Raw genomic sequence first — 23436 nt, 5'->3', positions numbered from 1 at the left:
ATTATTGAATGGTTATTTCGACAAATCTCTGTTTTTTTAACTAAGGCACAAGCAATTTTATATTTTTGGGCACTAAAATTTTTATATGACTATTATTGAGGTTAAAGACGCCAAAACGAAAAAGGAATTTCTGGAAGTTGCAGTAATTATTAACAAGAAAGATCCTGTTTGGGTTAGACCACTCGATAGTGATATTGAATCTATTTTTGACCCCAAACGCAATAATTTTCACGCTTTCGGAGAAGCTACCAGGTGGGTTTTAAAAGATAATAATGGAAATCTTATAGGTCGTGTTGCAGCGTTTATTAATCAGAAAAAAGCATATCAATCTGAGGTTCCTACCGGAGGAATGGGTTTCTTTGAATGTATTGATGATAAAAAGGCTGCTTTTATTTTATTTGATACCTGTAAGAAATGGTTAGCCGAACGGGGTATGAAAGCAATGGATGGCCCTATCAACTTTGGCGAAAACGATACCTATTGGGGCTTACTTATCGATGGATTTGTACATCCTTCATTTGGTATGCAATACAATCCACCTTACTATCAAAAATTTTTCGAGTTATACGGTTTTACGCAGGCTTATCAGCAATACACCAATACTATTCCGATTGCTCTTCCTGCACGGGTAGAAAAAATTGCAGATTGGGTAATTGCTAAGCCGGGCTATTCATTTGAGTATTTAACGGTAAACAAGTTTGATAAGTTTGCAGCCGATTTTGAAGAGATCTATAACGATGCCTGGCAGGATTTTGAAAACTTTGTTCCGATTTCGAAAGAGATCTTGCTGGATAGTTTTGAAAAAATGAAACCCATAATGGATGAGCAGTTAATTTGGTTTGCCTATGTTAACAACGAACCAGCTTCATTCATTGTTTGTTTACCAGATGCCAACCAAATAATTAAGCATTTGAACGGCAAACTTAACCTTTGGGGTAAGCTAAAATTTGTGTATTACAAATGGAGAGGTAAAATGGATCGGATTCGTGTAGTGGTGATGGGAACTAAACAAGCTTATCAGAAACATGGCCTGGAGTCTGCATTATTTCGAAAACTTCAGTTCTATGTTTTGCCACAAAATCATTATACTGAAGCGGAACTATCGTGGGTGGGTGATTTTAACACTAAAATGCAGGCTATTCATGCTGCATTAGGGGCAACCCGATCTAAAACCCATGCAACGTATCGATTTATTTTTCCTGAGTAACAGGCACTTAATTTTTAATTAAAAAAAGCTGAACATTTAGTTTGCAAACTAAATCAAAGCCTGTATATTTGCAGTCCCAAAACAGACCGCCCTAGAGGTGGTTTAAACAGGGAAAAGATTCCGTAGCTCAGCTGGTAGAGCAATACACTTTTAATGTATGGGTCCTGGGTTCGAATCCCAGCGGGATCACAAAAACTGAAGTTGCACAGTTTCAAATAAAGGTAACAACGATTCCGTAGCTCAGCTGGTAGAGCAATACACTTTTAATGTATGGGTCCTGGGTTCGAATCCCAGCGGGATCACAAAGGTTGTCAGAATCATCTGGCAACCTTTTTTATTATGCCATACATCTACATCATCTATTCTCAAAAAAATTAACAAATACTATGTTGGAGTCTGTATTGATTTACATCGAAGACTTTATAAGCACAACATTGGGGATCAGGGATCAGGATTAAAAGTTGCGGACTAAGCATAAGGTTTAGCTAGTTTGAACAGGAAAAAATAACATTTCCCACTCCTCTGTATTGGGTTCTAAAGGCCTTAATTTTCGCAGTGAACGATTCAGCTGAAGTATTGGTGCTTTGGTTGTCAAAATAATTGAGAATGTTCATTAACTCCACAACCTTTGAGTATGATCCGGCTTTGGGGCATAATTAATGGTTGGTAGTATGAAGAAAAAGAAAAAGGGTGACCGGAACTTTATTGGACCGGTCACCCTTCTTTATTTTGTTAGAGGGATGATTTTTCATCTCCTCTTTTCGACTATCAATTATTGATGCGTACTATCAATTATTGCTTGGTATAGGTTTCTAAATAAGAACCATGATTATCAGTAAATCTCAACTTTAAGGTTGTACCTGAAATCAGAACAATTTGGGCGGATTCGGGACTTCCAATTACTCCTGCCGATAAATTAAGCGTTCCGTTGTTTAAGGTATAAGTTCCCGAATATTCCGACTCGAGCTGACAAGCTCCATTAAATGGCTTATAAGACTTTCCAACATACGTGTTTTTTGAAGAATTGAAACTTATCGTATTATTACCACTGCAAGGAGTGCTAATATCCGTTTGATTGCTTTCATCAACTTCAGCGATTAATTTCCAGGTACCATTCAAAGAAGGATTATTTAATTTGGCGGTAATTTTTTTCCGTTTGCTAATACCTATTGCCGGGTAGTTGTAAACCACGTCAAAAGTAAAGGTTTGATCTTCTTTAATGGTGCCTGTGGCTGTGATTGTTAAAATGTCTCCGTTCGCTGTTGTACTCAATTTAATGGCAGAATTGGAAACGTTCTCTATTTTAATCAGATTAGCCGGGCTATTACGAATTTCCTTGTTTGGAGTAGCTGGTATTCCACTTGCAAGTTCAATCAATTTTGGATCACGCGAAAACCATGATTTAATCCCGTTTACCACTTTAACCACCCCATTATAGATGGAAGTTGCTTTATTGGTAACTAAAACTATTTTTCTAAAGAAAGCATTAGTACTCTTTTCATCAGCAATTGAAACACCTTGGTAAGTTGAACTAACGTTAAATGAACGTTGAACACCGGTTTCAAAAACAATTTCAGGGTCTGCAGTAGTAACTGCTTCAACCATTTTTGTACTGTTGTTTTGGCCACTTAAAAGGGTTTTAAGATTGATTACCTCTTTGTTTTGACCATTATATAGAAATAGAACTCTTTTATAATCCAGCGATTTTTTGAATGTATAAAAAGTAGCCGCTAAGCCTGCGAGGCCTATTGCCTGTGTAAAACCTGTAGGGGCAGCAATTGCTTCAGCAGAAACGGTCAAAAGAGCCATTGACTCGGTTACAAGGGCTACATAACCAATTACCCCTGCGCGATACTCCTGATCAGTATTGATTTTTGAAGGCACATCAATTAAATCGTTAGTGCTTTTACTATGAATTGCCTGTTCTGCAATAGCAGGCATCTCAAACTTTAATTTTTGAAGTACAAAAGCTAATTCCTTCTTTTCTGTATCAGTTAAAGCTGCATATTTAGCCTTAAAAGTATCTCTAAATACAGTTAAGGTATTGGCATCTTCAGTGCTTGAAACATCGGTAATAGCATTGTCAAGTTCAGCTAAATAAGAATCTTTAACCTGTTCGGGATTGGCAATAGGTGAATAAGCTGAAATAGTTAAGGTCGGTTTCTCCTTTGCACCTACAATAGAAAAATCTAAATTCAACTGACCTGAAGGAATAACGGGAACTAAAAATGCAGATGTTGTATCGTCAATTTTAGTTAAGGTGACGTTCTTTGCTCCAATCAATATCTCCCACGATGATTTATCTTTTGGTAGTTCATACTTTACAGTAACCAGATCTCCCGGGGTAACGGTGGTTTTATCAAGAACCAAAATGTTTTCTTTGGAAATTTCCGGGTCGGAATCGCCTTTTTTACATGCTATAGGTAAGAGAAAAATAAATAGGATAACGAGAGAGCTGAGCTTAAATGAAAGTAAGTTTTTTGTCATATTAACAGATCGATTTATAAAAAGTATATCCAAGGGACGAAAGTGCCTACAAATATTTAATTAAGAAATACCTATAAATAGGTAAATTATAAAGAGTTCAAAATAGGACTGTTTAGTCAGTCCGTAATAAAAAGAGCTTCAATCTATTTAATGATTGAAGCTCTTTTTAGATTATTGATTTTCCATTAAAAAGTTATTGTTTTTCCGGCCCCACCTGCCGCAATAAAGTCATTAATGGCTTTTAACTCTGCGGCTGTAAGTGTTGATGGCGCTGTTTTTCCTTGGTAAGGAGCATTTACAAGAGGTTGATAGGCATATTTACAACCTCCGTCGCAATCGGATAGCCATCCAGGATAACTGGTTTCTGTTTGGTCCATGCTTACTAATTTTTCATTCCGAGCCACATTTAAGGGTCCAAATTCAAATTTTTTGAGAATGGTACTATTCAATATATATTGCCATCCTCCTCCTCCAAAAGTAAGTTGGGGTTCTCGTATGTCTGCAACCCACAAGCTTCCAATTATATTGGGTATTCCTGGAAAGATGCTCTTTGCATAAAAAACGGAGTTGTAACCAAGGGTTTTCTCGTTATAATAAAAATATACATAGAAAGATCCCTTTTTGCCGTAATCAGGTCCACCATACGCACCATTCGCTGGTGCAGCCAAGGTATAGTCACCGGCATACCAACCCAAGCCATCTCTGGGTTCATATTTTGCCGTAATTTTTTTTCGATTGGAGATACCCATTGCCGGGTAGCTGTATACAACATCAAAGGTGAAGGTCCGAATATCTTTAACGTTACCAGTAGCTGTAATTTTCAAGATATCTGCCACTGTGGTATAAGTTATTTTGATTTCAGGGTCAGAAACATTTTCAATTTTGATAAGATTGGCCGGGCTATTACGAATTTCCTCAGTTGGCGTTGTGGCTATACCGTTGGCAAGTTCAATCAATTTTGGATCACCCGAAAACCATGATTTAATTCTGTTTACGGCTTTAACTACACCATTATAGATGGATGTGGCTTTATTGGTAACCAACACAATATTTCTAAAAAATGCATTAGCGCTCTTTTCATCAGCAGTTGAAACACCTTGATAGGCAGAGCTCACATTAAAAGAACGTTGCGCACCTGTTTGAAAAACAAAATCAGGTTCTGTTGTAGTAACCGCTTCAACCGTTTTTGTGTTGCTGTTTTGGCCGCTTAAAAGGATTTTAAGATTGATTACTTGCTTATTCTGTCCATTGTAAGCAAATAATACTTTCTTATAATCCAGCGCTTTTTTGAAGGTATAAAAAGAAGCTCCTAGGCCTGCCAGGCCCAGTACTTGTGTATAACCCGTAGGAGCAGCAATTGCCTCTGCAGAAAGGGCCAAAAGAGCCATAGATTCGGTTGTAAGCCCTACGTAAGCAATTACCCCTGCACGATATTCCTGGTCACTATTGAATTTTGCAGGCACATCAATGCCTAAACCATTAGTGATTTTAGCGTGAATAGCCTGTTCTGAAATGTCAGGCATGTCAAAGTTTAATTTTTGAAGAACAAAAGCTAGTTCCTTCTTTTCTGTATCAGTTAAAGCTGCATATTTAGCCTTAAAAGTTTCTTTAAATACCGTTAAGGTATTGGCATCTTCAGCGCTCGAAACATCGGTAATGGCATCATCAAGTTGCGCCAAATAAGCATCTTTAACCTGGTCGGGATTTGTAATAGGTGAATAGGCCGAGATAATTAATGTCGGTTTCTCCTTAGCTCCAACAATAGAAAAGTCTAAATTCAACTGACCTGAAGGAATAGCGGGTACTAAAAATGCAGATGTGGTATCATCAATTTTAGTTAAGGTGACTTTTTTCTCCCCAATCAACATTTCCCATGATGATTTATCCTTAGGTAGTTCATAGGTTACTTTTACCAGATCACCCGGAGTAACGGTGGTTTTATCAAGTACTAAAATGTTTTCTTTTGGTATTGCAGGGTCAGAATCTCCCTTTTTACATGCCAGAGGAAAGAAAAGAATAAATATGGTAACGAGAGAATAGTGTTTAAAGGAAAGTAAGTTTTTGGGCATATCAACAGGTTTGTTTTTTAAGTATATCGAATGGCTAAAATGGATACAAATATTTGATTGCGAAATACCTATAACTAGGTAAATTATAAAGAGTTCAAAATAGGACTGTTTAGTCAGCCTGTAATAAAAAGAGCTTCAATCATTAAATAGATTGAAGCTCGTTTAAGATCATTAATTCACCTCTATTTATTAAAAAGTTATTGCGGCTTCATTTTCACTGGCAATATAATCATTAATTGCTTTTAACTCGGCGGCAGTAAGCGATGTTGGCGCTGTTTTTCCTTGATAGGAGGCATTAACAATAGGTTCATATAAATAGATCAAATCTACCGGATTTAACTTTTGCCACAGAATTTGCCCAGAATAAGCTGCATCGACATTCATATTACTTACAAGTTTTGCATTGGGGGTCAATATTAATTGTCCAATTATAAATCCTTTACTATCGGCTTGTACGCCATTGCCCCATCGTACTTGAGGAATGGTTACATACTCTCCTGGGTTGTAAATCGTCGTTTTAGCCATAATGCTTGGTATACCAGAAAGGACGCTTTTAGCATAAATTACAGCTTGATATTGCGATGGTTTGTTCGCATCATAATAATAATAAAGATAAAAGGCACCCTTTTTTCCTAGATTTTCTGGATTTGGAGCTCCATTATAAGAAACTTTTGCTAACGTATAATCACCTACATACCAACCCGAACCATCAACCGGTTCATATTTAGCCGTGATTTTTTTTCTTTTATTAATACCCATTGCCGGGTAGCTGTAAACCACGTCGAAAGTAAAGGTTTGCTTTTTTTTAACGCTACTTGTGGCTGTGATTGTTAAAACATCTCCATTTGCGGTATAGCTTAATTTAATGGCTGAATTGGAGACATTCTCGATTTTTATCAGATTGGCAGGGCTATTACGAATTTCCTCAGTTGGAGTAGCCGGTATTCCACTTGCAAGTTCAATTAATTTTGGATCACGCGAAAACCATGATTTAACCTTGTTTACCACTTTAACTACGCCATTATAGATGGAGGTGGCTTTGTTGGTTACCAAGACAATTTTTCTAAAAAAAGCATTAGTGTTCTTTTCATCGGCAATTGAAACACCTTGATATGCTGAACTGACATTAAATGAACGTTGAACACCGGTTTCAAAAACAATTTCAGGTTCTGCAGAAGTAACCGCTTCAACAGCTTTTGTACTGTTGTTTTGGCCGCTTAAAAGGATTTTAAGATTAATTACCTCTTTGTTCTTACCATTATATGTAAACAATACCCTTTTATAATCGAGCGCTTTTTTGAATGTATAAAAGGAAGCGCTTAAGCCTGCAAGACCCAGTACTTGCGTATAACCTGTAGGAGCAGCTAAAGCTTCAGCAGAAACGGTCAAAAGAGCTATCGACTCGGTTACAAGTCCTACATAACCAATTACACCTGCGCGATATTCCTGATCGGTATCGAATTTTGACGGCACATCAATGCCTATGCCATTGGTACTTTTAGTATGAATTGCCTGTTCTGAAATAGCAGGCATCTCAAACTTTAATTTTTGAAGTACAAAAGCCAGCTCCTGCTTTTCCGTTTCGGTTAAAGTGGCATATTTAGCTTTAAAAGTTTCTTTAAATACGGTTAAAGTATTGGCATCTTCAGTACTTGAAACATCGGTAATAGCATTGTCAAGTTCAGCTAAATAAGAATCTTTAACCTGTTCGGCATTGATAACAGGTGAATAAGTTGAAATGGTAAGGGTCGGTTTATCTTTTGCTCCAACAATAGAAAAGTCTAAGTTCAACTGACCTGAAGGAATGCTAGGTACTAAAAATGCAGATGTGGTATCATCAATTTTAGTTAAGGTCACTTTTTTTGCTCCAATCAGTATCTCCCACGATGATTTATCTTTAGGTAATTCATAGTTTACTGTTACCAGGTCACCTGGAGTAACAGTGGTTTTATTAAGAGCCAAAATATTTTCTTTAGGAATTTCCAGATCAGAATCCCCTTTTTTACAGGCTATGGGTAAGAAAATAATAAATATGATAATGAGAGAACAGAGCTTAAATGAAAGTAAGTTTTTTTGCATATAAACGGATTTCTTTATGAAGTATATCGAACGGCGAAAATGCTTACAAATATTTAATTATGAAATACCGGTAACTAGGTAAATTGTAAAGTGTTCAAGTAAGCAAAATGTAATGAGGGTGATTAAAGAGGTGTGTGTCTTTGTATAAGGAGGAAGAGGAAAGTTCATTTTTCAATTTTTTAAATTGAAAAATCCCCGTTTTTAGGCGGGGATTAGATCTTTATAAATTAGTTGTACTAAAATCTGTCGTCGTCATCAAACTCATCGATATCATCAAATGATCCGAAGTCATCCATCGGCATTCCCATGTCATCATCATCGTCGTCATCTAAAAAACGATTTTTTACGTTTTTGGCATCTTTAGGATTAAGAGGCTTCATACTTTTCTTCGGATCCTCTGTTGCACTTTTGCCGCTGGTTTTTTTAATTGGTTTCTTTGGCGTTTTCATTTACCTCTTCAAATTTAAATTTTCTACTAATAGATTCTCGGTTTAGATTTACTAAGTTATAGCTTGTTTTTCTAGTCGTTTATTTCTTTAAATTCTCTTTGTGCAAAATTAAAAAGTTTTTAAATTCTAAAAAGCACGTTAAAAATTAATTTTCAACCTGTTCTCCAATTTCATTTCCGTTAGTTGTCTGAATATCTTTTAATTGAGGCAGGTCATTCAATGAATTTAAGCTAAAGTAATCCATAAATAATTTGCTTGTGGTGTATAACAAAGGCCGCCCAGGCGCATCACTTTTACCACTAATGGTTATAAGTTCTTTTTCTAAAAGCTTATGAACGCTATAGTCACAGTTAACACCTCTGATTTGTTCAATTTCTGATTTGGTTATTGGCTGCTTATAAGCAATGATTGCCAAGGTTTCCATTGCTGCTGCCGATAATTTCTTTTTATTTCGATGTTGAATTAATGATCCTACTGTTGGTGCGAACCTTTTTTTGGTCATAAACTGATAACCACCACTCAGCGCAACTAATTCAAAAAAATGCTCTTCTCCTTCGTATTTTTTGCTGATGGATTCAATGGTCTCATCAACCAGACTACCGCTAACCTCTTGTTCGCTCACACTGGTTAAGCAAGCAATGATTTCGGCCGTAGTTATGCTTTGTTCTGAAGCAAATATCAGGGCTTCAATATGTTGTTGAATCATTTCCATCATTCGCAAAAATAGAATATCTCTTTTGGCAGCAAAAAAAAATATTAAATTTTGCTAATTGTTTGATTTTTAAACCTTTAGTTGTTGTAGTGGATTAATGTAATGTTAATCCAGATGGATTTATATATGAGAATGAATAGTTAGTAAGCGTTAAAACCGGTAGCCTATACTTAAAGAATACCTAAATCCGGCCGACCATGACGAGTTTGTGTCATTCGCTTTGAACTCTTTGTCATTCGCCAAATCTTTTAAAAACGGAAAACGCTCGGCTAATGCCTTTATGTATTCTTGTGTTTTTTCGTCAACATTAACATCTGATAAATCACCATCTAATTTCACTCTGGCTGAATAGTTAGAGATAGAAGGACCGATAAGGATTAAGTCGAGTGCTATACGACGTTTAATAATGAATTGATAGCCGAGTAGACCGCCAATATTAAGAACGTTGATCTTAGTGTCAAGGGTTACATCAGTAGTGCCTCCACTATTTGTTTGTACAGCAGCCAGTTTATTGCTTTTAAAAGAGTAGTACGAAGCATAAGGGCCCACGTATACTCCTCGAGGGGCATTATGGCGGTTTTCACTACCTAAATAAAACCGATAGTCTCCTCCAATGGTAAAACCACTTCTCGAATTACTCCGTTTTTCAACTATTTCAGCATTTCCTCCCTTTAGGATTTTGGGTAATTCTACATAACCAACCTGAACATTAAATGCTTCGTTAGTGCCAACAATACGTTCATAAGAGAATAAGGCCGCCTTACCATAAATTAACTGAGAGCTTAAATTGAACTTAATGGTGTTTTTTAGTTGGGGCTTCAGTGAGTCAGTTGCCTGGCCGAAACCCGTGGTAGCGAATGCTAATAAAAAGCATAGCAAACAGAAGTAGTATTTGTATTTCATAGCAATGAGGGGTTTATCTAAATTTACTATTTATAATCTACTTCTCGGTTAATTTATAAAAGCTATTTTATTGTTAGTTAGGTAGTTAAATGCTTTTTCTTTAAAAAAGCGGGCTATTCCTTATTAATTAAGAGTTATATTTTTGTGATATTAGGCAATTGTTGTAAATATTTCTTTTCCAGCAGTATTTTTACTTTATTTGCCAAACAATTGATTAATAATTAAATAATTATTGATCAGTGAATTAGCAGTAATGGAAGTAAATTTTTAATTAACCTAACCTAATATTAATGAGGAGACTTTACTCACTTTTTTTATTCTTTTTAATTTTCTGTTCAACAATTTCTATTTCTAAGGCTCAGCAGTTTTTAAGCTTACGTGGAAGTAATTATGCAGGTATTTATAATGTTTATTATAATCCTGCCGAAATAGTTGACAGTCGTTACACGTTCGATTTCAACCTTGTAAGCTTTTCTGGAAGCTTTACCAACGATTTCGGAACCTTAAATCGTAATTATTTCTTCGATAAGGGTTTTCTGAAACTGAATGTTAAGGATGAGATAGATCCTTACTTGTCATTTGCTGATGATAACAAAATGCGTTCAGGATTAGGGAACACTACTGTTTTCGGACCCTCTTTTATGTTCACTTTTGGCAAAAAACGTCAGTATAGCTTCGGTTTGTTTACCAAGGCAAACGCTTTTGTTAATGTTGATGGAGTAAGTGGTGAGTTTTCAACCCTGGCTCAGGATGATTTCAAAAATGATGCATTGCAAGGTAAACCGATTGTACTGAATAATTTCCAAACATCAGCCATTGGTTATGGCGAGATCGGTGCAACTTTCGGTCGCGTGCTTTTAAATAAAGAGAAAAACTTTTTAAAAGGTGCCGTTTCTGTTAAATATGTTAGGGGATACGCTTCAGCTTATATCAACAGTAAACAGATTTCCATGCAAGTTAACGATCCTGAAAACGGGATCGCTAAAATCACTACAGATTTAAGCATTGGGCACTCCAACAACTTTGATCCGAATACAGGCGATTTTCAAAGTGATAAAATAGGAGGTTCAGCATCTGCAGCCTTTGACTTAGGCCTGGTTTATGAATTCCGTCCAAAGTATAGAAACTTCTATTACGAGATGGATCAGGTGAAAAACCGGGTTCGTCAGGATGTTAACAAATACATGTTCAAGGCTGCCATTTCAGTTACCGATATTGGTGGTCCGCTGAAATTTGAAAAAGGAAATTTTAGTCGTGATTATAAAATTAACCGGGATAATTATGATATGTCAGGCTTGCCTGATCCTACCGATTTAAAAGAATTTACAGATTATTTGGACGCAGACTTCGGAAATTCAGGAGTCAAAGAGAAAAACTATAAGTTTAGTTTGCCAACGGCTTTAAATGCCAACTTCGACTATCACGTTTGGAGAGGCATATATCTGAATGCTAATGCTTATGTGCCGATGAACGATAAGAGTAAAGTAAGTGCGCATTATGTGAATATGTACAGCTTTACCCCACGTGTTGAAACCGGTCATTTCGGTGTTTATTTGCCGGTGACTTATTCTGGCCACCAGGATTTGAATATGGGCTTTACGCTGCGTATGGGAACCTTCATGATCGGAACCAATACCATAGCGCCTGTTTTTGGAAAAGAAGATATCAAAGCTGCTGATATTCATTTCGGAGTTCGTATTCCGGTGTTGAAGAAACATCCTAGAGACCGTGATAACGATTTGATCTCTGATAGAAAAGATAAGTGTAAGAAAGTTCCTGGTGAAGTTCAGTTCTGGGGATGTCCTGATACGGATAAAGACGGAATTCAGGATAAAGAGGATAAATGCCCAGAGGTTGCTGGTAAAGCAGAATTTGGTGGATGTCCAGATACCGATAATGATGGAATTCAGGATAGCGAAGATAAGTGTCCTACGGTAGCGGGTAAAGCAGAGTTCGGTGGATGTCCTGATACTGATAATGATGGTGTTGTTGATAGTGAGGATAAATGTCCTGAAATTGCAGGTAAAAAAGAGTTTGGCGGTTGCCCAGACACTGATAACGACGGTATTATCGATAGCGAAGACAAATGTCCTGACTTAGCCGGTCCAAAAGAATTAGGCGGTTGTCCTGATACCGATGGTGATGGAATCGTTGATCCGCAGGATAAATGTCCAAATGAAAAAGGTTTACCTGAATTAAACGGTTGTCCATTAAGAGATGCTGATGGTGACGGAGTAAAAGACGAGGTTGATGCATGTCCTTCAGTTGCTGGTCCGGTTGAAAACAAAGGTTGTCCTTATCCTGATACCGATGGTGATGGCGTTTTAGATAAAGACGATCAATGCCCGATCACTCCTGGTGATCCTGCAAATCATGGTTGCCCTGTAATTAAAGAGGAAACCAAAATGATTTTGGAAAAAGCCTTTGATAACCTGGAGTTCACTACCGGTAATGCGATCATTAAGAAAGTGTCTTTCGCTTCGTTGACAGACCTTGCCTCAATTATGAAAGAAAACCCTGAGTATATTCTGAAAATTGAAGGCCATACCGACAACGTAGGTAAACGTGCAACGAATATGTTGTTGTCGAAAAACCGTGCAAACGCGGTTAAAAATTACCTGGTGAAAAAAGGTGTTGCGGCTAATCGATTTAAAGTAAACTCTTTCGGTCCTGATAAACCAATTGCTGATAATGCTACAGCAGAAGGTCGTCAGCAAAACCGTCGTGTTGAAATGACGGTTATCTTCAAGTAAAAAAGAAAGACTTCCAATCTGATTATAAAAAGGCTCGCTTAGAGGAAACTCTTTTGCGAGCCTTTGTTTTTTTGCGCTTCGGCCCTCGACTTCGCTCGGGCTGACAAGAGAGAGAAGGTCCGCCTGAGCGAAGTCGAAGGCTTAGACCGAATTTGAGACAACGCTTCGACTGCGCTCAGCGAGACCAGAGTGGAATCGTCAGCCTGAGCGAAGTCGAAGGCTTAGGCCGAATTTGAGATAACGCTTCGACTGCGCTCAGCGAGACCAGAGTTGAAACGTCAGCCTGAGCGAAGTCGAAGGCTTAGACCGAATTTGAGACAACGCTTCGACTGCGCTCAGCGAGACCAGAGTTGAAACGTCAGCCTGAGCGAAGTCGAAGGCCGACTACAATCAGCATATCACAATGCTTTTTAGAACTTGTTAATTAAAATGATTATTTACCGCTTTTAAGCGATATTTGTCGCCCTTTAAAAATTAAGCTGAGTGTAGTATAATTGAATATGAAAGTTTGCATAGCCGAAAAACCCAGTGTTGCCAAAGATATTGCCGAAGTAATAGGAGCCAAACAACGAAAGGATGGCTACTATGAAGGTAATGGATACCAGGTTACCTGGACGTTCGGTCACTTTTGCACGCTGAAAGAACCTCATGACTATACCGAGCGTTGGAAAGCCTGGCGTTTGGAAGACCTGCCAATGATCCCGCCAAGTTTCGGCATCAAGCTGATTGATAATGGTGGAGTACAGAAGCAGTTTAAGGTAATTGAAAATTTGGTTGCCGGTTGTGAAGAAGTGATCAACTGTGGTGATGCGGGCCAGGAAGGAGAACTGATTCAGCGATGGGTTTTGCTAAAAGCCAAATGTAATGTACCGGTAAAACGCCTCTGGATCTCTTCATTAACCGAGGAAGCTATCAAAGATGGCTTTAAGCAGTTAAAAGCAAGCGAGCAGTTCAATAATTTATATGCTGCGGGCAGTGCACGCGCCATTGGCGATTGGCTGCTGGGCATGAATGCCACGCGTTTGTTTACCAAAAAGTTTGGACAGGGGAAAGTGGTTTTGTCGATCGGTAGGGTGCAAACACCTACCTTGGCTATGATCGTTCAGCGACAGAAAGAGATCAATGCTTTCGTTTCGGAGGAATATTTTGAGCTAAAAACCATTTACCGCGATACCGAATTTACCGCTACTATTGACCGTTTACGGTCATTAGAGAAAGCCGAAAAAGGCTTGGAGTACCTTAAACAGCATTTGTTTGAAATTACTTCATTCGAGAAGAAAGAAGGAAAAGAAGGTAATCCGCGTTTGTTCGACTTAACCTCCTTACAGGTGGAAGCCAACAAAAAATACGGCTACTCGGCTGATGAAACGCTGAAATACATCCAGAATTTATACGAGAAAAAGTTTGTGACTTATCCAAGGGTTGATACCACTTACCTTTCGGAAGACCTTCACCCTAAAATAGCCGGTATTATGGAGCAGTTGACGTATTACAGTCAGTTTACGGCGCCTATATTGGCTAAACCCATCCCTAAGCTTAAAACTGTTTTCGATGATAAAAAGGTGACCGATCACCACGCCATTATTCCTACTGGGGTATTGCCGGTGGGTTTGAGTACTGATGAAAAACGGGTATACGACTTAATTACCCGCAGGTTTATCGCTGCATTTTATCCCGAGTGTAAGGTTTCAAATACAACGGTATTAGGTAAAGTGGGACAGGTGGAATTTAAGGCTTCCGGAAAACAGATTTTAGAGCCCGGTTGGAAGGAACTCTACGCCAATGATAAAACCGAGAAGAAAGAAGGCGAGGAAGAAGAACGCATTATGCCGGTTTTTGAGGTAGGAGAGAGCGGTCCGCATGAACCAAGGGTGCATCAGGGGAAAACTTCACCGCCTAAACCTTATACAGAGGCTACTTTGCTCCGTGCTATGGAAACCGCCGGTAAACAGGTGGACGACGAAGAAGTGCGCGAATTGATGAAAGATAACGGGATTGGGCGGCCATCAACCCGAGCAAATATTATAGAAACGCTTTTTAAGCGTAAATACATCGAAAAGAAGAAGAAGAACCTTTTTGCCACACAAACGGGCATGGATCTGATCGATACCATCCAAAATGAGCTGCTGAAAAGTGCCGAATTGACCGGTGCCTGGGAGCGCAAACTCCGACTGATTGAAAAAGGCGAATATGCATCTGATACCTTTAAGCAGGAGCTCATTCAAATGGTGGTTGACTTAACTAAAGAAGTGAAGAGCAACATCGGCAAAGTGATCACTATTGTAAACGAAGCTCCTAAAACTGAAGAAAAACCTAAAAAAGAAGCGAAACCCAAAGCTCCTAAAGAGGCCGTTGCTATTGAAGAACTGAAATGTCCCAAATGCAAAGAGCACGTGCTTAAAAAAGGGAATACCGCCTATGGATGTGCCAATTTTAAAGTATGCGGGTTTAAAGTTCCGTTTGAAGTATTTGGCAAAAAACTAAGCGATAAACAACTAGCCGACCTGCTCAGCAAAGGCAAAACCGGTAAAATAAAAGGGTTTAGTGTGGATGGAAAAGAAGTGGAAGGGAAGTTGGTGTTGGATGCTACGTTTGAGGTAAAAGTGGAATAACCCGATCTTGATCCGGATAATACATAGTTAGTGAAGTAGGTAAAAGAGCCTTTAAAGTACTTCTAGCAGCTTCGGAAATAGCTAGTACTTGGTTCGGAAATATAATTACCCTTTTATATAAGCTGAGGGATGGGGCTTGCCTAAGCATCCTCCCCCTGCTTAAGAACCAGTAATTACCTCGTTCCGAAGTACTTACTCCCGACTTTATAACCAAGTGAAGACTGGTTCTGAACTGCTTTGAACCATTTCAGGACTGGGATGAAGATGGTTTAGTAGTAGTAAGATTTGGAGAATAAGGGAGAATAGATATCTTAGGCAAATATGAAACTACTCCTTTTTTTTGCTTCAATATTATTAGCAGCTAGTGTTTTCGGACAAAACCCTACGAATGCAAAAACAAATCAATCGCCTGGGACAATCGCAGGAGTAACAATTGCGTCCCCAATATATAAGAATGACTCTATTCCTGTGGTTTGGTATGCTGATACAACACACAAATCCCCCTCTTATTTTTTAAATGGAGAATTGATAAACAAAGGCATGGTGAGCTCATTAATAAAAAACATAAACCCAAGTATTGTCGATTCAATCTATGTAAAGAATAAAGAGGTCTACATAAAAACAAAAAACAACTACAATTATATACCTAAAGCCTTCTCATTAACTGACTTAAAAGTATATGAACTTTATATGCACTAGGAGTGCATGTGAAAACTAATTATGCGCTATATTATGAGGACAGCATTACGAATTATCTTTCTTTTAATTTTCATTTCCTGTGACAGGTCAACAGAGAAAAAATCGACAAATCCAATGGCAAAGGAATTAAATAAAAAAGCGCTTTCGATCCTACCGCTTAATCGAGATAGCTCATTAAAAGCCCTATCGCTTTTAGACAGTGCCGTTAGACTTGATAGCAATTTCTTTGCTGCATATTGGAACATGTTTTCAATTAAAAATAGCTTAGGACTGTACAAAGAGACAATTCCGACATTAGAGCATTTACAACGGATAAAGCCGACAAATCCTGACTTACCAATGTTCGAAGGATTAATGCTTGAAAGAACTGGTGACTCTTTGAATAGTAAAAAATATTTTAATCGCTCATTAACACTTTTTAATGCCATATTGGACACATTGAATCAGACAAATAAGAATTATAATTTCACAAAACTTAATCAAGCACTTTGCCTAATATTAAGCGGTGACGAATCTTCAGGTAGACAGCAATTAAAAACACTTGCAAGAGAACCATTTGCTATGGAATATCTCAATAAATCAAGACAGGAAATTATTGAGTGGTACATGACAGGAAAAGAGTAATACAGCTCATAATAAGCGATTGAACGCAATTGCGGGCGATGTGCAACTTGCAAATCCCAATACGTTAAATTACTTTCGTCACGCTGGACAATGGAACGGAACTTTTTTCGCACCTGCGTCAAGCGCCATCCGTTGGCGGTAATTTTTCAATGAAGATGAGACAACTAATAAAAATTATCTTAATAGTACTTGTAACAAGCTCTTGTGATTCACAAGTCAAAACTAAGAACAACATGATTGGATTAGATAAGATTGAAGAGTTATTTAATAACATGAAATCCAATGGTGTTAACACGGACAGCGAAATGCTTTATGGTTATTTTTTCACAAATCAAACGTCAGACCAACTTGAGAAACTCGCGGACCAGTTGAAGGGTGAGAACTACAAATTCGTTGACATTCATCAAGACGAAGACAAACTATTCTGGCTTCATGTGGAGAGAGTTGAAAAGCACAATCCTAAATCTCTTTTCGCACTGAATGAGGAGTTGTATAAACAAGCAGAGAAGTATAAGTTGGACTCGTATGACGGATTTGATATTGGGAACACTGACCCCAATAAACCAATTGACCGGGACACATATGCAGTTCCGGAAGAGTTTAAGACTGCGGACTTTGATCAGGATGGACATCCTTTCTTACTGATAGGTAATGCAGCTTTTGAACAATTTCCACACAAGGAGGAATTTTGTCATTTCATAAAAATCACAACTCAATACAAAGCCGAAGAAAATTCATTGTTGCCAAGTGAAAAAGAGCTTGATGAAATGAATGACTTTGAGTTCTTTATAGAAAATAATCTGACAAAAAATGGAGTAAGAAATTATTATGTATTTAGGGACACACATAAAGGCCTGAGACATTTTTACCTAGTGACTAACGACAAGGACGAAGCTCCAAACATTCTAGAGTTCTTAAAAACATCTGGAGATCAAAGAAAATTCGATTTCGAAATATTGACTGACAAAAACTGGACTTTGTATAACGACATACTTGGTAAACTGAAAGATGCGGAATGAAAAACTACCGCCAACAAAATGTTTATGCCAGCTTGGGGTTACATATAGATATCTTGATGAGAAACAATCCTATCTATTTATTAATGAATACTATCTTCCTAGACTGGATACGATAGTAACAGGTCGAAAATTTTTCATTCACCCAATTAACAAACCAGATTTTCCAAGAAGAATCAAAAGCAATGTCAAACATTATCTTGAACCGCTTATTATAGATTCAAATTATCGATGGGACTCCCAAAGGCTTAAAAATGTAAGAGTTGTTTCAAACGAAGATTTTAAAGAGCTATTGCCACTTAAGGAACAAGATTTTATGTATTCTGTCCTTTGGAGACGGAAATTCAACAAGGGTTATGTTTGTATTTCTCGTCCGGCTTATAACTCTTATACCAAAAGGATATTGATACGGGAATGGATAGAAAACAACCTCGATTGCGGAACTGGTAGAGAAAAGCTTTTATCTTATAAATTGGCAGAAAATGGAAGATGGCAAAATAAGTAAACTACCGCTAACGCCTGCTTTACCAAGGGCAAATTTGAAACCAAAACCAAATTAATATCTTGCACCATGGCTGACAATTAAGCGCGTTTTTCATCGCGCCTTCGGCAAACTGAAACATTAGTGCTAATGCTTCATAGCTCAAAAAACATCATACCTCATTGAAATTTATCAAGACGCTTATGTATCGTTTGTATTTATTAGCTACCGTGACAATGTTTACTTTTTTCAGTTGTAAACCAGATAAACCGACTGATAAGTTCTCCATTAAGGGCAAAACTGTTTCGGAAAGAATTAAACCACCAAAGGGATTTAACTGGGTAATAGATGAGAAGGGTAGTTTTGGAGAATATCTTCGAAACATGAAGCTGGAGCAATACGGCGCTGAAATTTTAGATTACAATAATAAACCAATCAGTAACCAATTTGAACATATTGCTGTAATTAAAAAAGATATAGGAAGCAAGGATCTTCAGCAATGTGCGGATGCCGTTATAAGGTTACGCGCTGACTATTTGTGGGAACAAAAAAAGCATGATCAAATAGAATTTCATTTTACCAGTGGTGATTTATTTAAATGGAATGACTACAAAAATGGAATCAGACCAATTGTGAAATCAAATGAAAAGGTACTTTTTCGGCAGGCAGCCACTGAGGATGATAGCTATGTAAGTTATAGAAAATACCTTGATATACTTTTTACGTATGCAGGAACGATCTCCTTAAATAGAGAAACCCAAAAGATTAAAAGTGATAGGGAAATAAAAACAGGAAATATAATAGTTACACCCGGCAGTCCTGGGCACGCAGTAATTATTGTTGGAAGTGCAATTAACGCTAAGGGAGAAAAAGTTTATTTATTAGCTGAAGGATATACACCCGCTCAATCTATACACATCATAACAAATCCATTTGATAGCCAATTAGATCCATGGTATAAATTGAGTACAACTAAAAACCCGACAATTACGGCAAGGTATATTTTTAAAGAAACCAATATTAGAAGATTTACTAGTGAATAGAAAATTATTACCCGTTGTGGTAAGTCTTAGCGCAATGTCTCTTCCCCCAGCAAATAAACCTCAATAGATATAATGGCTCCACTCTATAGTTGGTGAAATTGATTGGGGATCTAATTGAAGTTTCAAAATTAAAAAGGCACACAATCTATGTTTGTAATCCACGAAGCATGAAACTCAAATTTTATTGGGGCGCTTTATTCGTCGCACTTTTTTTAGTTATTTTTATAGAACGTGCAGGTGGAATTGAAGTTTTCTACACACTAAGGGTTAACTATCAATGGTCTTATCTGCTGTAATTCATCAACAAAAATGAAGTGCTTGCTAACCATTTTGTTTTTTGCCATTTCAACTCACTGCTATGGGCAAACTACGGTTCATTTTGCTGATTCTATTCGAAATTACTACCACATTCCTGAACTGTCATACGCGGTAATTGACAGTAAATCGACATTTGAAATTGCAGCCTTGGGGAAACATTCCATCAGTCTTCCTGATACTGCTACTTTAAATGATCGGTTCCATCTTGGTTCGAATACCAAGGCAATGACTGCTTTTATTATTGCTAAATATGTAGAAAGCGGCAAAATGAGTTGGACAACCCGGTTCTTCGACCTTTTTCCTGATTGGAAAGGAAAAAGCGATTCCGGCTATGCAACTATTACCTTGCAAGACCTGCTTTCTCACAAAGCCAGAATAGCACCACTCCAAGGGGAAGAAGGAGATCCCGAAATTCCAGCTTTTAAAGGAACACCCCAGGAAAGAAGAAAACTATTTGGACAGTTTGTATTGACATTAGCACCTGTCCAACTCGACGACCAACATCCGTTTATTTATTCAAATGCAGGTTATACTTTGGCTGCCCTGATGTTGGAAAAAATAAGTGGTAAAAGTTGGGAGGAGTTGGTTGATCAGGTTTTTAATAAAGATTTGAAATTGGCGGTACAATTTTCCTGGCCTGAAAATCAACAACACAAAGATACCTGGGGACATCGTTTTGAAAATGGAACGCTTATTCCTGTTCCCTCTACAATTGATTTTCACTTAGATTATACCGAACCCGCAGGGGATTTGAACATTCAACTGAAAAATTATATCAAATTTATTCAACTCAATTTACAAGGACTTAACGGTCAGAATAATTACCTAAAAGCCGAAACTTATCAATTTATCCTCAAAGGGATTAAAAACTATGCTTTAGGATGGTATAATATTTACGAAGGCAATAAAGAGTTTTCGACTCACGGTGGAACAGTAGGAACTTACTACACACTTGTTCAAATTGACAGAATTAAAGAGAAGGCTTATATTATTTTCACCAATTCTTTTAATCAGGATACACAACAAGGCGTTAAAGTTCTAATGAGAAAGCTGAAAGAAAATTACGGCAGTTATTAAAGATTAGGTGAATTGTCTTATAAATTCATGTTCTCGATAGCCCAATCCCCGCGTTGTCGTAAGTCTTAGCGAAGCGAGACTTACGACTGCAAATGATATAGAGGTCTTAAAGACCGGTATAAAAAGTAAAAGTGCCAAAGTTTCTAAAAAGTAGCTTTGGCACTTTTGCTTGAAGTCAATACGAAATCTATCATTATACATTTTTTTATTCGATTAATTGTCAGTTTGTTAATTGATTTATGTCAAGGTTTTTTTAAATATTGTTGTTGTACTTTCGCAACCACTGAATTCAATCAATTGATTAACTGTTGGCGTGAATATCATGAATTTTCAGATTTTACTCTTTCTAATCTTTGTATTTGTTATATGGGGAGTTAAACGTTTGATCTTCGAGATTAAACGAAGACGTCGTCGTGATTATTACCGAAATGTATATCTTAAATCTGAGGAATGGAGACGAAAGAGGTATGTGGTACTTCAGCGAGATCATTGGAGTTGTGTTTATTGTGGCGCACGCGCAACACAAGTGCATCACAAGCGATACGCCAAAAATAAAATTGGAAATGAGCCAATCAAATGGCTTGTTTCTGTTTGTAAATTGTGTCATGAATCTCTACATCGATAGCTATCAGGATTACACTGGGATAAATAGGAAAAGAAACAACTCCGCTTCGCTAAGACTTCAGATAGCTCCTGAAACCCAATCATCCGAAATAACATTATTACACTTAAGCCCTTACCTAACCCAAATATATTTTCTATCATTGGGCCCAATTTTACGGTAATCAATGAGCGAAGTAGTATTAAACCCTCCTGTAAAAACTAAACAGCATTTTAAAATTCTTGACGGATTAAGAGGTGTCGCAGCTTTGGCTGTGGTGATTTTCCATTTTATGGAATGGGTGTTCACCGACTACACTAAAAATTTCATCGGTCATGGTTTTTTAGCTGTTGATTTTTTCTTCTGCTTATCCGGGTTTGTAATTGCCTACGCTTATGATGATCGCCTGGAGAAAATGGGAGTTAAGGAATTCTTCAAATCGAGGTTTATTCGACTACATCCCCTTGTTATTTTGGGTACAGTATTGGGTGTGATTGGATTCTTTTTCGACCCTTTTGCAGCTTATCCTGCATACGGTTTCGGCAAGCTTATTTTGCTGATTCTTTGCTCTGTTTTTCTTATTCCGCTTCCAATTATGGAAGAGCGGTTTTTTAACCTGTTCTCTTTCAATGCACCTGCATGGTCATTATTTTGGGAATATGTTGCCAATATTTTTTATGCCTTTGTTTTATACAAAATCGGTCGTCGTTCATTACTTGCCTTAACAATAGTGGCAGGTCTGGGTATTTGCTTTATCAGTTATCGTTCAGGTAACCTGATGGGAGGATGGGGAAGAGATAGCTTTTGGGATGGCGGTGTTCGTGTTGCCTACTCCTTTTTAGCCGGACTTTTGATTTACCGATCACAATGGATTATTAAAAACAAAATTGGCTTTACGGGTTTGGCCATTTTATTATCGATGGCCTTCCTGATGCCCTCGTTTAAATGGAATTGGTTATCAGAAGGAATAGTTGTGCTTTTTTATTTCCCATTGCTGGTTTCAATCGGAGCCGGAACCTTTTTATCTCCCCGCATCGAAAAGGTTTGTGAGTTTTCGGGAAAAATTTCCTATCCCTTATATATGACCCATTATGCAGCTATATGGGTATTTGGGAATTATTGCACGAGTAAAAAGCCTCCAATGGCCGACTTGCCTCTTATCATCATAAGCGGAACCATTTTATTAATTTTGATAGCCTACGTGGTTATGGTGGTTTATGATATACCTGTTAGGAAATACTTAACCAGGATTGCTCGGAATAGAAACGTCTGATTTCGCTAAGAATTAAGGCAACTGTGTTATTGGAAGTGTTTAGCATAGCCTCACTTTACTCTTGATGGGCCAGAGGCAAGTAGCAAAAGAAATAGTTTGAATGGTTGTTTAAATTAGTTGCGGAATAAAAAATGAACCTTATTATCAAATCAATATTACCCGACAAAAACATTTCGCATTTTGTTCACAGTTTTTGGATGCTGGAAAACAATACAGGGAAAGACGTTTCTTCAACGGTATTGCCAAACGGAATGGTTGATTTGATTGCCCTGAAAATAAATTCATCGAACTGGGAATTAATGGTCCGGGGAATTGACACAGAGCCATCGCAAGTGAAAATTGAAGATGGAACACAAATGTTTTCCATCGGATTGAAACTTTTGGCGGTGGAATATTTGTTGGGTGATTCGATCAAAGACGTATTGAATGAAGGCAGAGCTATTTCAAATGACTTTTGGCAATTCTACGAAAATGATTTTGATAGCCTGGAAAAATTTTGTTGCAAAGCATCACAAAAAATAGTGTCAGTTACTACCACCGGTATTGATAGCAGAAAGAGAAAATTATTTGACCTTCTCTATTCTTTTCACGGCGCAATTACAGTAAAAGAGCTTTCTGAAAAAGTATATTGGAGCAGTAGACAGATCAATCGGTACTTCAATCAGCAATTTGGAATTTCTCTCAAAACCTATTGCAGCATTCTTCGTATTGGCGAATCATTTAAAGGCCTCAGCGAAGGCAAACTTTATCCTGAACAAAGTTTCACCGACCAAAATCATTTTATTAAAGAAATCAAAAAGTATGCAGGTGTAACACCAAAAGTGTTGAGCAAAAACAAAGACGAAAGGTTCGTAAATATCACTGCAATAAAAAAGCTTCCTTCCTAAGAACTACTGATCTTATATTAGGTTAAGTGAAATTTATAATAGATCAATATTCATTTCTATAGTGCGGCGTTTTAAGTGCCGCACTTTTTGTTTATATTCATTTATGTCGTGCTGGGCCTTCAACGGAGTACGCAACATCAACAACC

17 protein-coding genes and 2 tRNA genes are annotated in these 23436 nt (G+C 37.6%); 13 read left to right on the top strand and 6 right to left on the bottom strand.

Annotation, left to right across the window (positions count from 1 at the left end):
* Window positions 1–85 precede the first annotated feature (85 nt).
* The 3 genes from NF867_RS05265 (at window position 86) to NF867_RS05255 (ending at window position 1509) form a co-directional block, all read left to right on the top strand.
* Window positions 86–1207, top strand: a complete 1122-nt coding sequence (locus NF867_RS05265) for a GNAT family N-acetyltransferase (RefSeq protein ID WP_252586550.1) — start codon at window positions 86–88, stop codon at window positions 1205–1207.
* A 116-nt stretch (window positions 1208–1323) separates the two neighbouring features.
* Window positions 1324–1396: transfer RNA gene (locus NF867_RS05260), tRNA-Lys, on the top strand.
* A gap of 40 nt (window positions 1397–1436) precedes the next feature.
* Window positions 1437–1509, top strand: a tRNA-Lys gene (locus tag NF867_RS05255).
* A 490-nt stretch (window positions 1510–1999) separates the two neighbouring features.
* Here the strand turns inward: NF867_RS05255 and NF867_RS05245 are convergent.
* The 6 genes from NF867_RS05245 to NF867_RS05220 form a co-directional block, all read right to left on the bottom strand.
* Window positions 2000–3694, bottom strand: a complete 1695-nt coding sequence (locus NF867_RS05245) for a lipocalin-like domain-containing protein (protein ID WP_252586549.1) — start codon at window positions 3692–3694, stop codon at window positions 2000–2002.
* Between the two features lie 185 nt (window positions 3695–3879).
* Entirely contained in the window at window positions 3880–5763 is a 1884-nt protein-coding gene (locus NF867_RS05240; protein ID WP_252586548.1) for a hypothetical protein, read from the bottom strand.
* A 189-nt stretch (window positions 5764–5952) separates the two neighbouring features.
* Window positions 5953–7842, bottom strand: coding sequence for a hypothetical protein (locus NF867_RS05235; protein ID WP_252586547.1), 1890 nt, complete (start codon window positions 7840–7842; stop codon window positions 5953–5955).
* A 236-nt stretch (window positions 7843–8078) separates the two neighbouring features.
* Window positions 8079–8291, bottom strand: a complete 213-nt coding sequence (locus NF867_RS05230) for a hypothetical protein (RefSeq protein ID WP_252586546.1) — start codon at window positions 8289–8291, stop codon at window positions 8079–8081.
* 145 nt (window positions 8292–8436) lie between these two features.
* Window positions 8437–8997, bottom strand: coding sequence for an SMC-Scp complex subunit ScpB (gene scpB, locus NF867_RS05225; protein ID WP_341870028.1), 561 nt, complete (start codon window positions 8995–8997; stop codon window positions 8437–8439).
* A gap of 156 nt (window positions 8998–9153) precedes the next feature.
* A complete protein-coding gene (locus NF867_RS05220; protein ID WP_252586545.1) occupies window positions 9154–9906 on the bottom strand; it encodes a hypothetical protein in 753 nt (250 codons plus the stop codon).
* Window positions 9907–10196: 290 nt separating this feature from the next.
* Between NF867_RS05220 and NF867_RS05215 the strand changes: the two genes are divergently transcribed.
* From NF867_RS05215 to NF867_RS05170, 10 genes are all read left to right on the top strand, one after another.
* Complete coding sequence (locus tag NF867_RS05215) at window positions 10197–12659, top strand: DUF5723 family protein (protein WP_252586544.1); 2463 nt, start codon at window positions 10197–10199, stop codon at window positions 12657–12659.
* Window positions 12660–13159: 500 nt separating this feature from the next.
* On the top strand, window positions 13160–15271 hold the full coding sequence (locus tag NF867_RS05210; RefSeq protein WP_252586543.1) for a DNA topoisomerase 3: 2112 nt from the start codon (window positions 13160–13162) through the stop codon (window positions 15269–15271).
* 321 nt (window positions 15272–15592) lie between these two features.
* Entirely contained in the window at window positions 15593–15970 is a 378-nt protein-coding gene (locus tag NF867_RS05205; RefSeq protein WP_252586542.1) for a hypothetical protein, read from the top strand.
* A 114-nt stretch (window positions 15971–16084) separates the two neighbouring features.
* The gene (locus NF867_RS05200) at window positions 16085–16594 is read left to right on the top strand and encodes a hypothetical protein (RefSeq protein WP_252586541.1); all 510 of its coding nucleotides are present in this window, start codon (window positions 16085–16087) and stop codon (window positions 16592–16594) included.
* A gap of 233 nt (window positions 16595–16827) precedes the next feature.
* Window positions 16828–17613 (top strand): DUF695 domain-containing protein, encoded by a 786-nt coding sequence (locus NF867_RS05195; RefSeq protein ID WP_252586540.1) that lies wholly within the window; start codon window positions 16828–16830, stop codon window positions 17611–17613.
* Window positions 17603–18115, top strand: coding sequence for a hypothetical protein (locus tag NF867_RS05190; RefSeq protein ID WP_252586539.1), 513 nt, complete (start codon window positions 17603–17605; stop codon window positions 18113–18115). Before NF867_RS05195 ends, NF867_RS05190 begins: the two co-directional genes overlap by 11 nt.
* Before the next feature lie 179 nt (window positions 18116–18294).
* Entirely contained in the window at window positions 18295–19134 is an 840-nt protein-coding gene (locus NF867_RS05185; protein WP_252586538.1) for a DUF4846 domain-containing protein, read from the top strand.
* A gap of 309 nt (window positions 19135–19443) precedes the next feature.
* Window positions 19444–20529 carry a serine hydrolase domain-containing protein gene (locus NF867_RS05180; RefSeq protein WP_252586537.1) on the top strand — a complete coding sequence of 362 codons (1086 nt, stop codon included), beginning with the start codon at window positions 19444–19446 and terminating at the stop codon, window positions 20527–20529.
* Between the two features lie 788 nt (window positions 20530–21317).
* Window positions 21318–22403 carry an acyltransferase family protein gene (locus NF867_RS05175; RefSeq protein WP_252586536.1) on the top strand — a complete coding sequence of 362 codons (1086 nt, stop codon included), beginning with the start codon at window positions 21318–21320 and terminating at the stop codon, window positions 22401–22403.
* Window positions 22404–22534: 131 nt separating this feature from the next.
* Entirely contained in the window at window positions 22535–23290 is a 756-nt protein-coding gene (locus tag NF867_RS05170) for a helix-turn-helix domain-containing protein (protein ID WP_252586535.1), read from the top strand.
* Window positions 23291–23436: the final 146 nt, after the last annotated feature.

The sequence above is a fragment of the Solitalea agri genome (assembly GCF_023914155.1).
In the GTDB taxonomy this organism is placed as follows: Bacteria; Bacteroidota; Bacteroidia; order Sphingobacteriales; family Sphingobacteriaceae; genus Solitalea; species Solitalea agri.
Note: the sequence above shows the minus strand (reverse complement) of the source record. Positions and strands in the feature narration are given on the sequence as shown.

Excerpts from the sequence above, each read along its gene's own strand:
- NF867_RS05265 (WP_252586550.1), top strand. The coding sequence starts at position 86 with ATGACTATTATTGAGGTTAAAGACGCCAAAACGAAAAAGGAATTTCTG.
- NF867_RS05245 (WP_252586549.1), bottom strand. The coding sequence starts at position 3,694 with ATGACAAAAAACTTACTTTCATTTAAGCTCAGCTCTCTCGTTATCCTA.
- NF867_RS05240 (WP_252586548.1), bottom strand. The coding sequence starts at position 5,763 with ATGCCCAAAAACTTACTTTCCTTTAAACACTATTCTCTCGTTACCATA.
- NF867_RS05235 (WP_252586547.1), bottom strand. The coding sequence starts at position 7,842 with ATGCAAAAAAACTTACTTTCATTTAAGCTCTGTTCTCTCATTATCATA.
- NF867_RS05230 (WP_252586546.1), bottom strand. The coding sequence starts at position 8,291 with ATGAAAACGCCAAAGAAACCAATTAAAAAAACCAGCGGCAAAAGTGCA.
- scpB (WP_341870028.1), bottom strand. The coding sequence starts at position 8,997 with ATGATTCAACAACATATTGAAGCCCTGATATTTGCTTCAGAACAAAGC.
- NF867_RS05220 (WP_252586545.1), bottom strand. The coding sequence starts at position 9,906 with ATGAAATACAAATACTACTTCTGTTTGCTATGCTTTTTATTAGCATTC.
- NF867_RS05215 (WP_252586544.1), top strand. The coding sequence starts at position 10,197 with ATGAGGAGACTTTACTCACTTTTTTTATTCTTTTTAATTTTCTGTTCA.
- NF867_RS05210 (WP_252586543.1), top strand. The coding sequence starts at position 13,160 with ATGAAAGTTTGCATAGCCGAAAAACCCAGTGTTGCCAAAGATATTGCC.
- NF867_RS05205 (WP_252586542.1), top strand. The coding sequence starts at position 15,593 with ATGAAACTACTCCTTTTTTTTGCTTCAATATTATTAGCAGCTAGTGTT.
- NF867_RS05200 (WP_252586541.1), top strand. The coding sequence starts at position 16,085 with ATGGCAAAGGAATTAAATAAAAAAGCGCTTTCGATCCTACCGCTTAAT.
- NF867_RS05195 (WP_252586540.1), top strand. The coding sequence starts at position 16,828 with ATGATTGGATTAGATAAGATTGAAGAGTTATTTAATAACATGAAATCC.
- NF867_RS05190 (WP_252586539.1), top strand. The coding sequence starts at position 17,603 with ATGCGGAATGAAAAACTACCGCCAACAAAATGTTTATGCCAGCTTGGG.
- NF867_RS05185 (WP_252586538.1), top strand. The coding sequence starts at position 18,295 with ATGTATCGTTTGTATTTATTAGCTACCGTGACAATGTTTACTTTTTTC.
- NF867_RS05180 (WP_252586537.1), top strand. The coding sequence starts at position 19,444 with ATGAAGTGCTTGCTAACCATTTTGTTTTTTGCCATTTCAACTCACTGC.
- NF867_RS05175 (WP_252586536.1), top strand. The coding sequence starts at position 21,318 with ATGAGCGAAGTAGTATTAAACCCTCCTGTAAAAACTAAACAGCATTTT.
- NF867_RS05170 (WP_252586535.1), top strand. The coding sequence starts at position 22,535 with ATGAACCTTATTATCAAATCAATATTACCCGACAAAAACATTTCGCAT.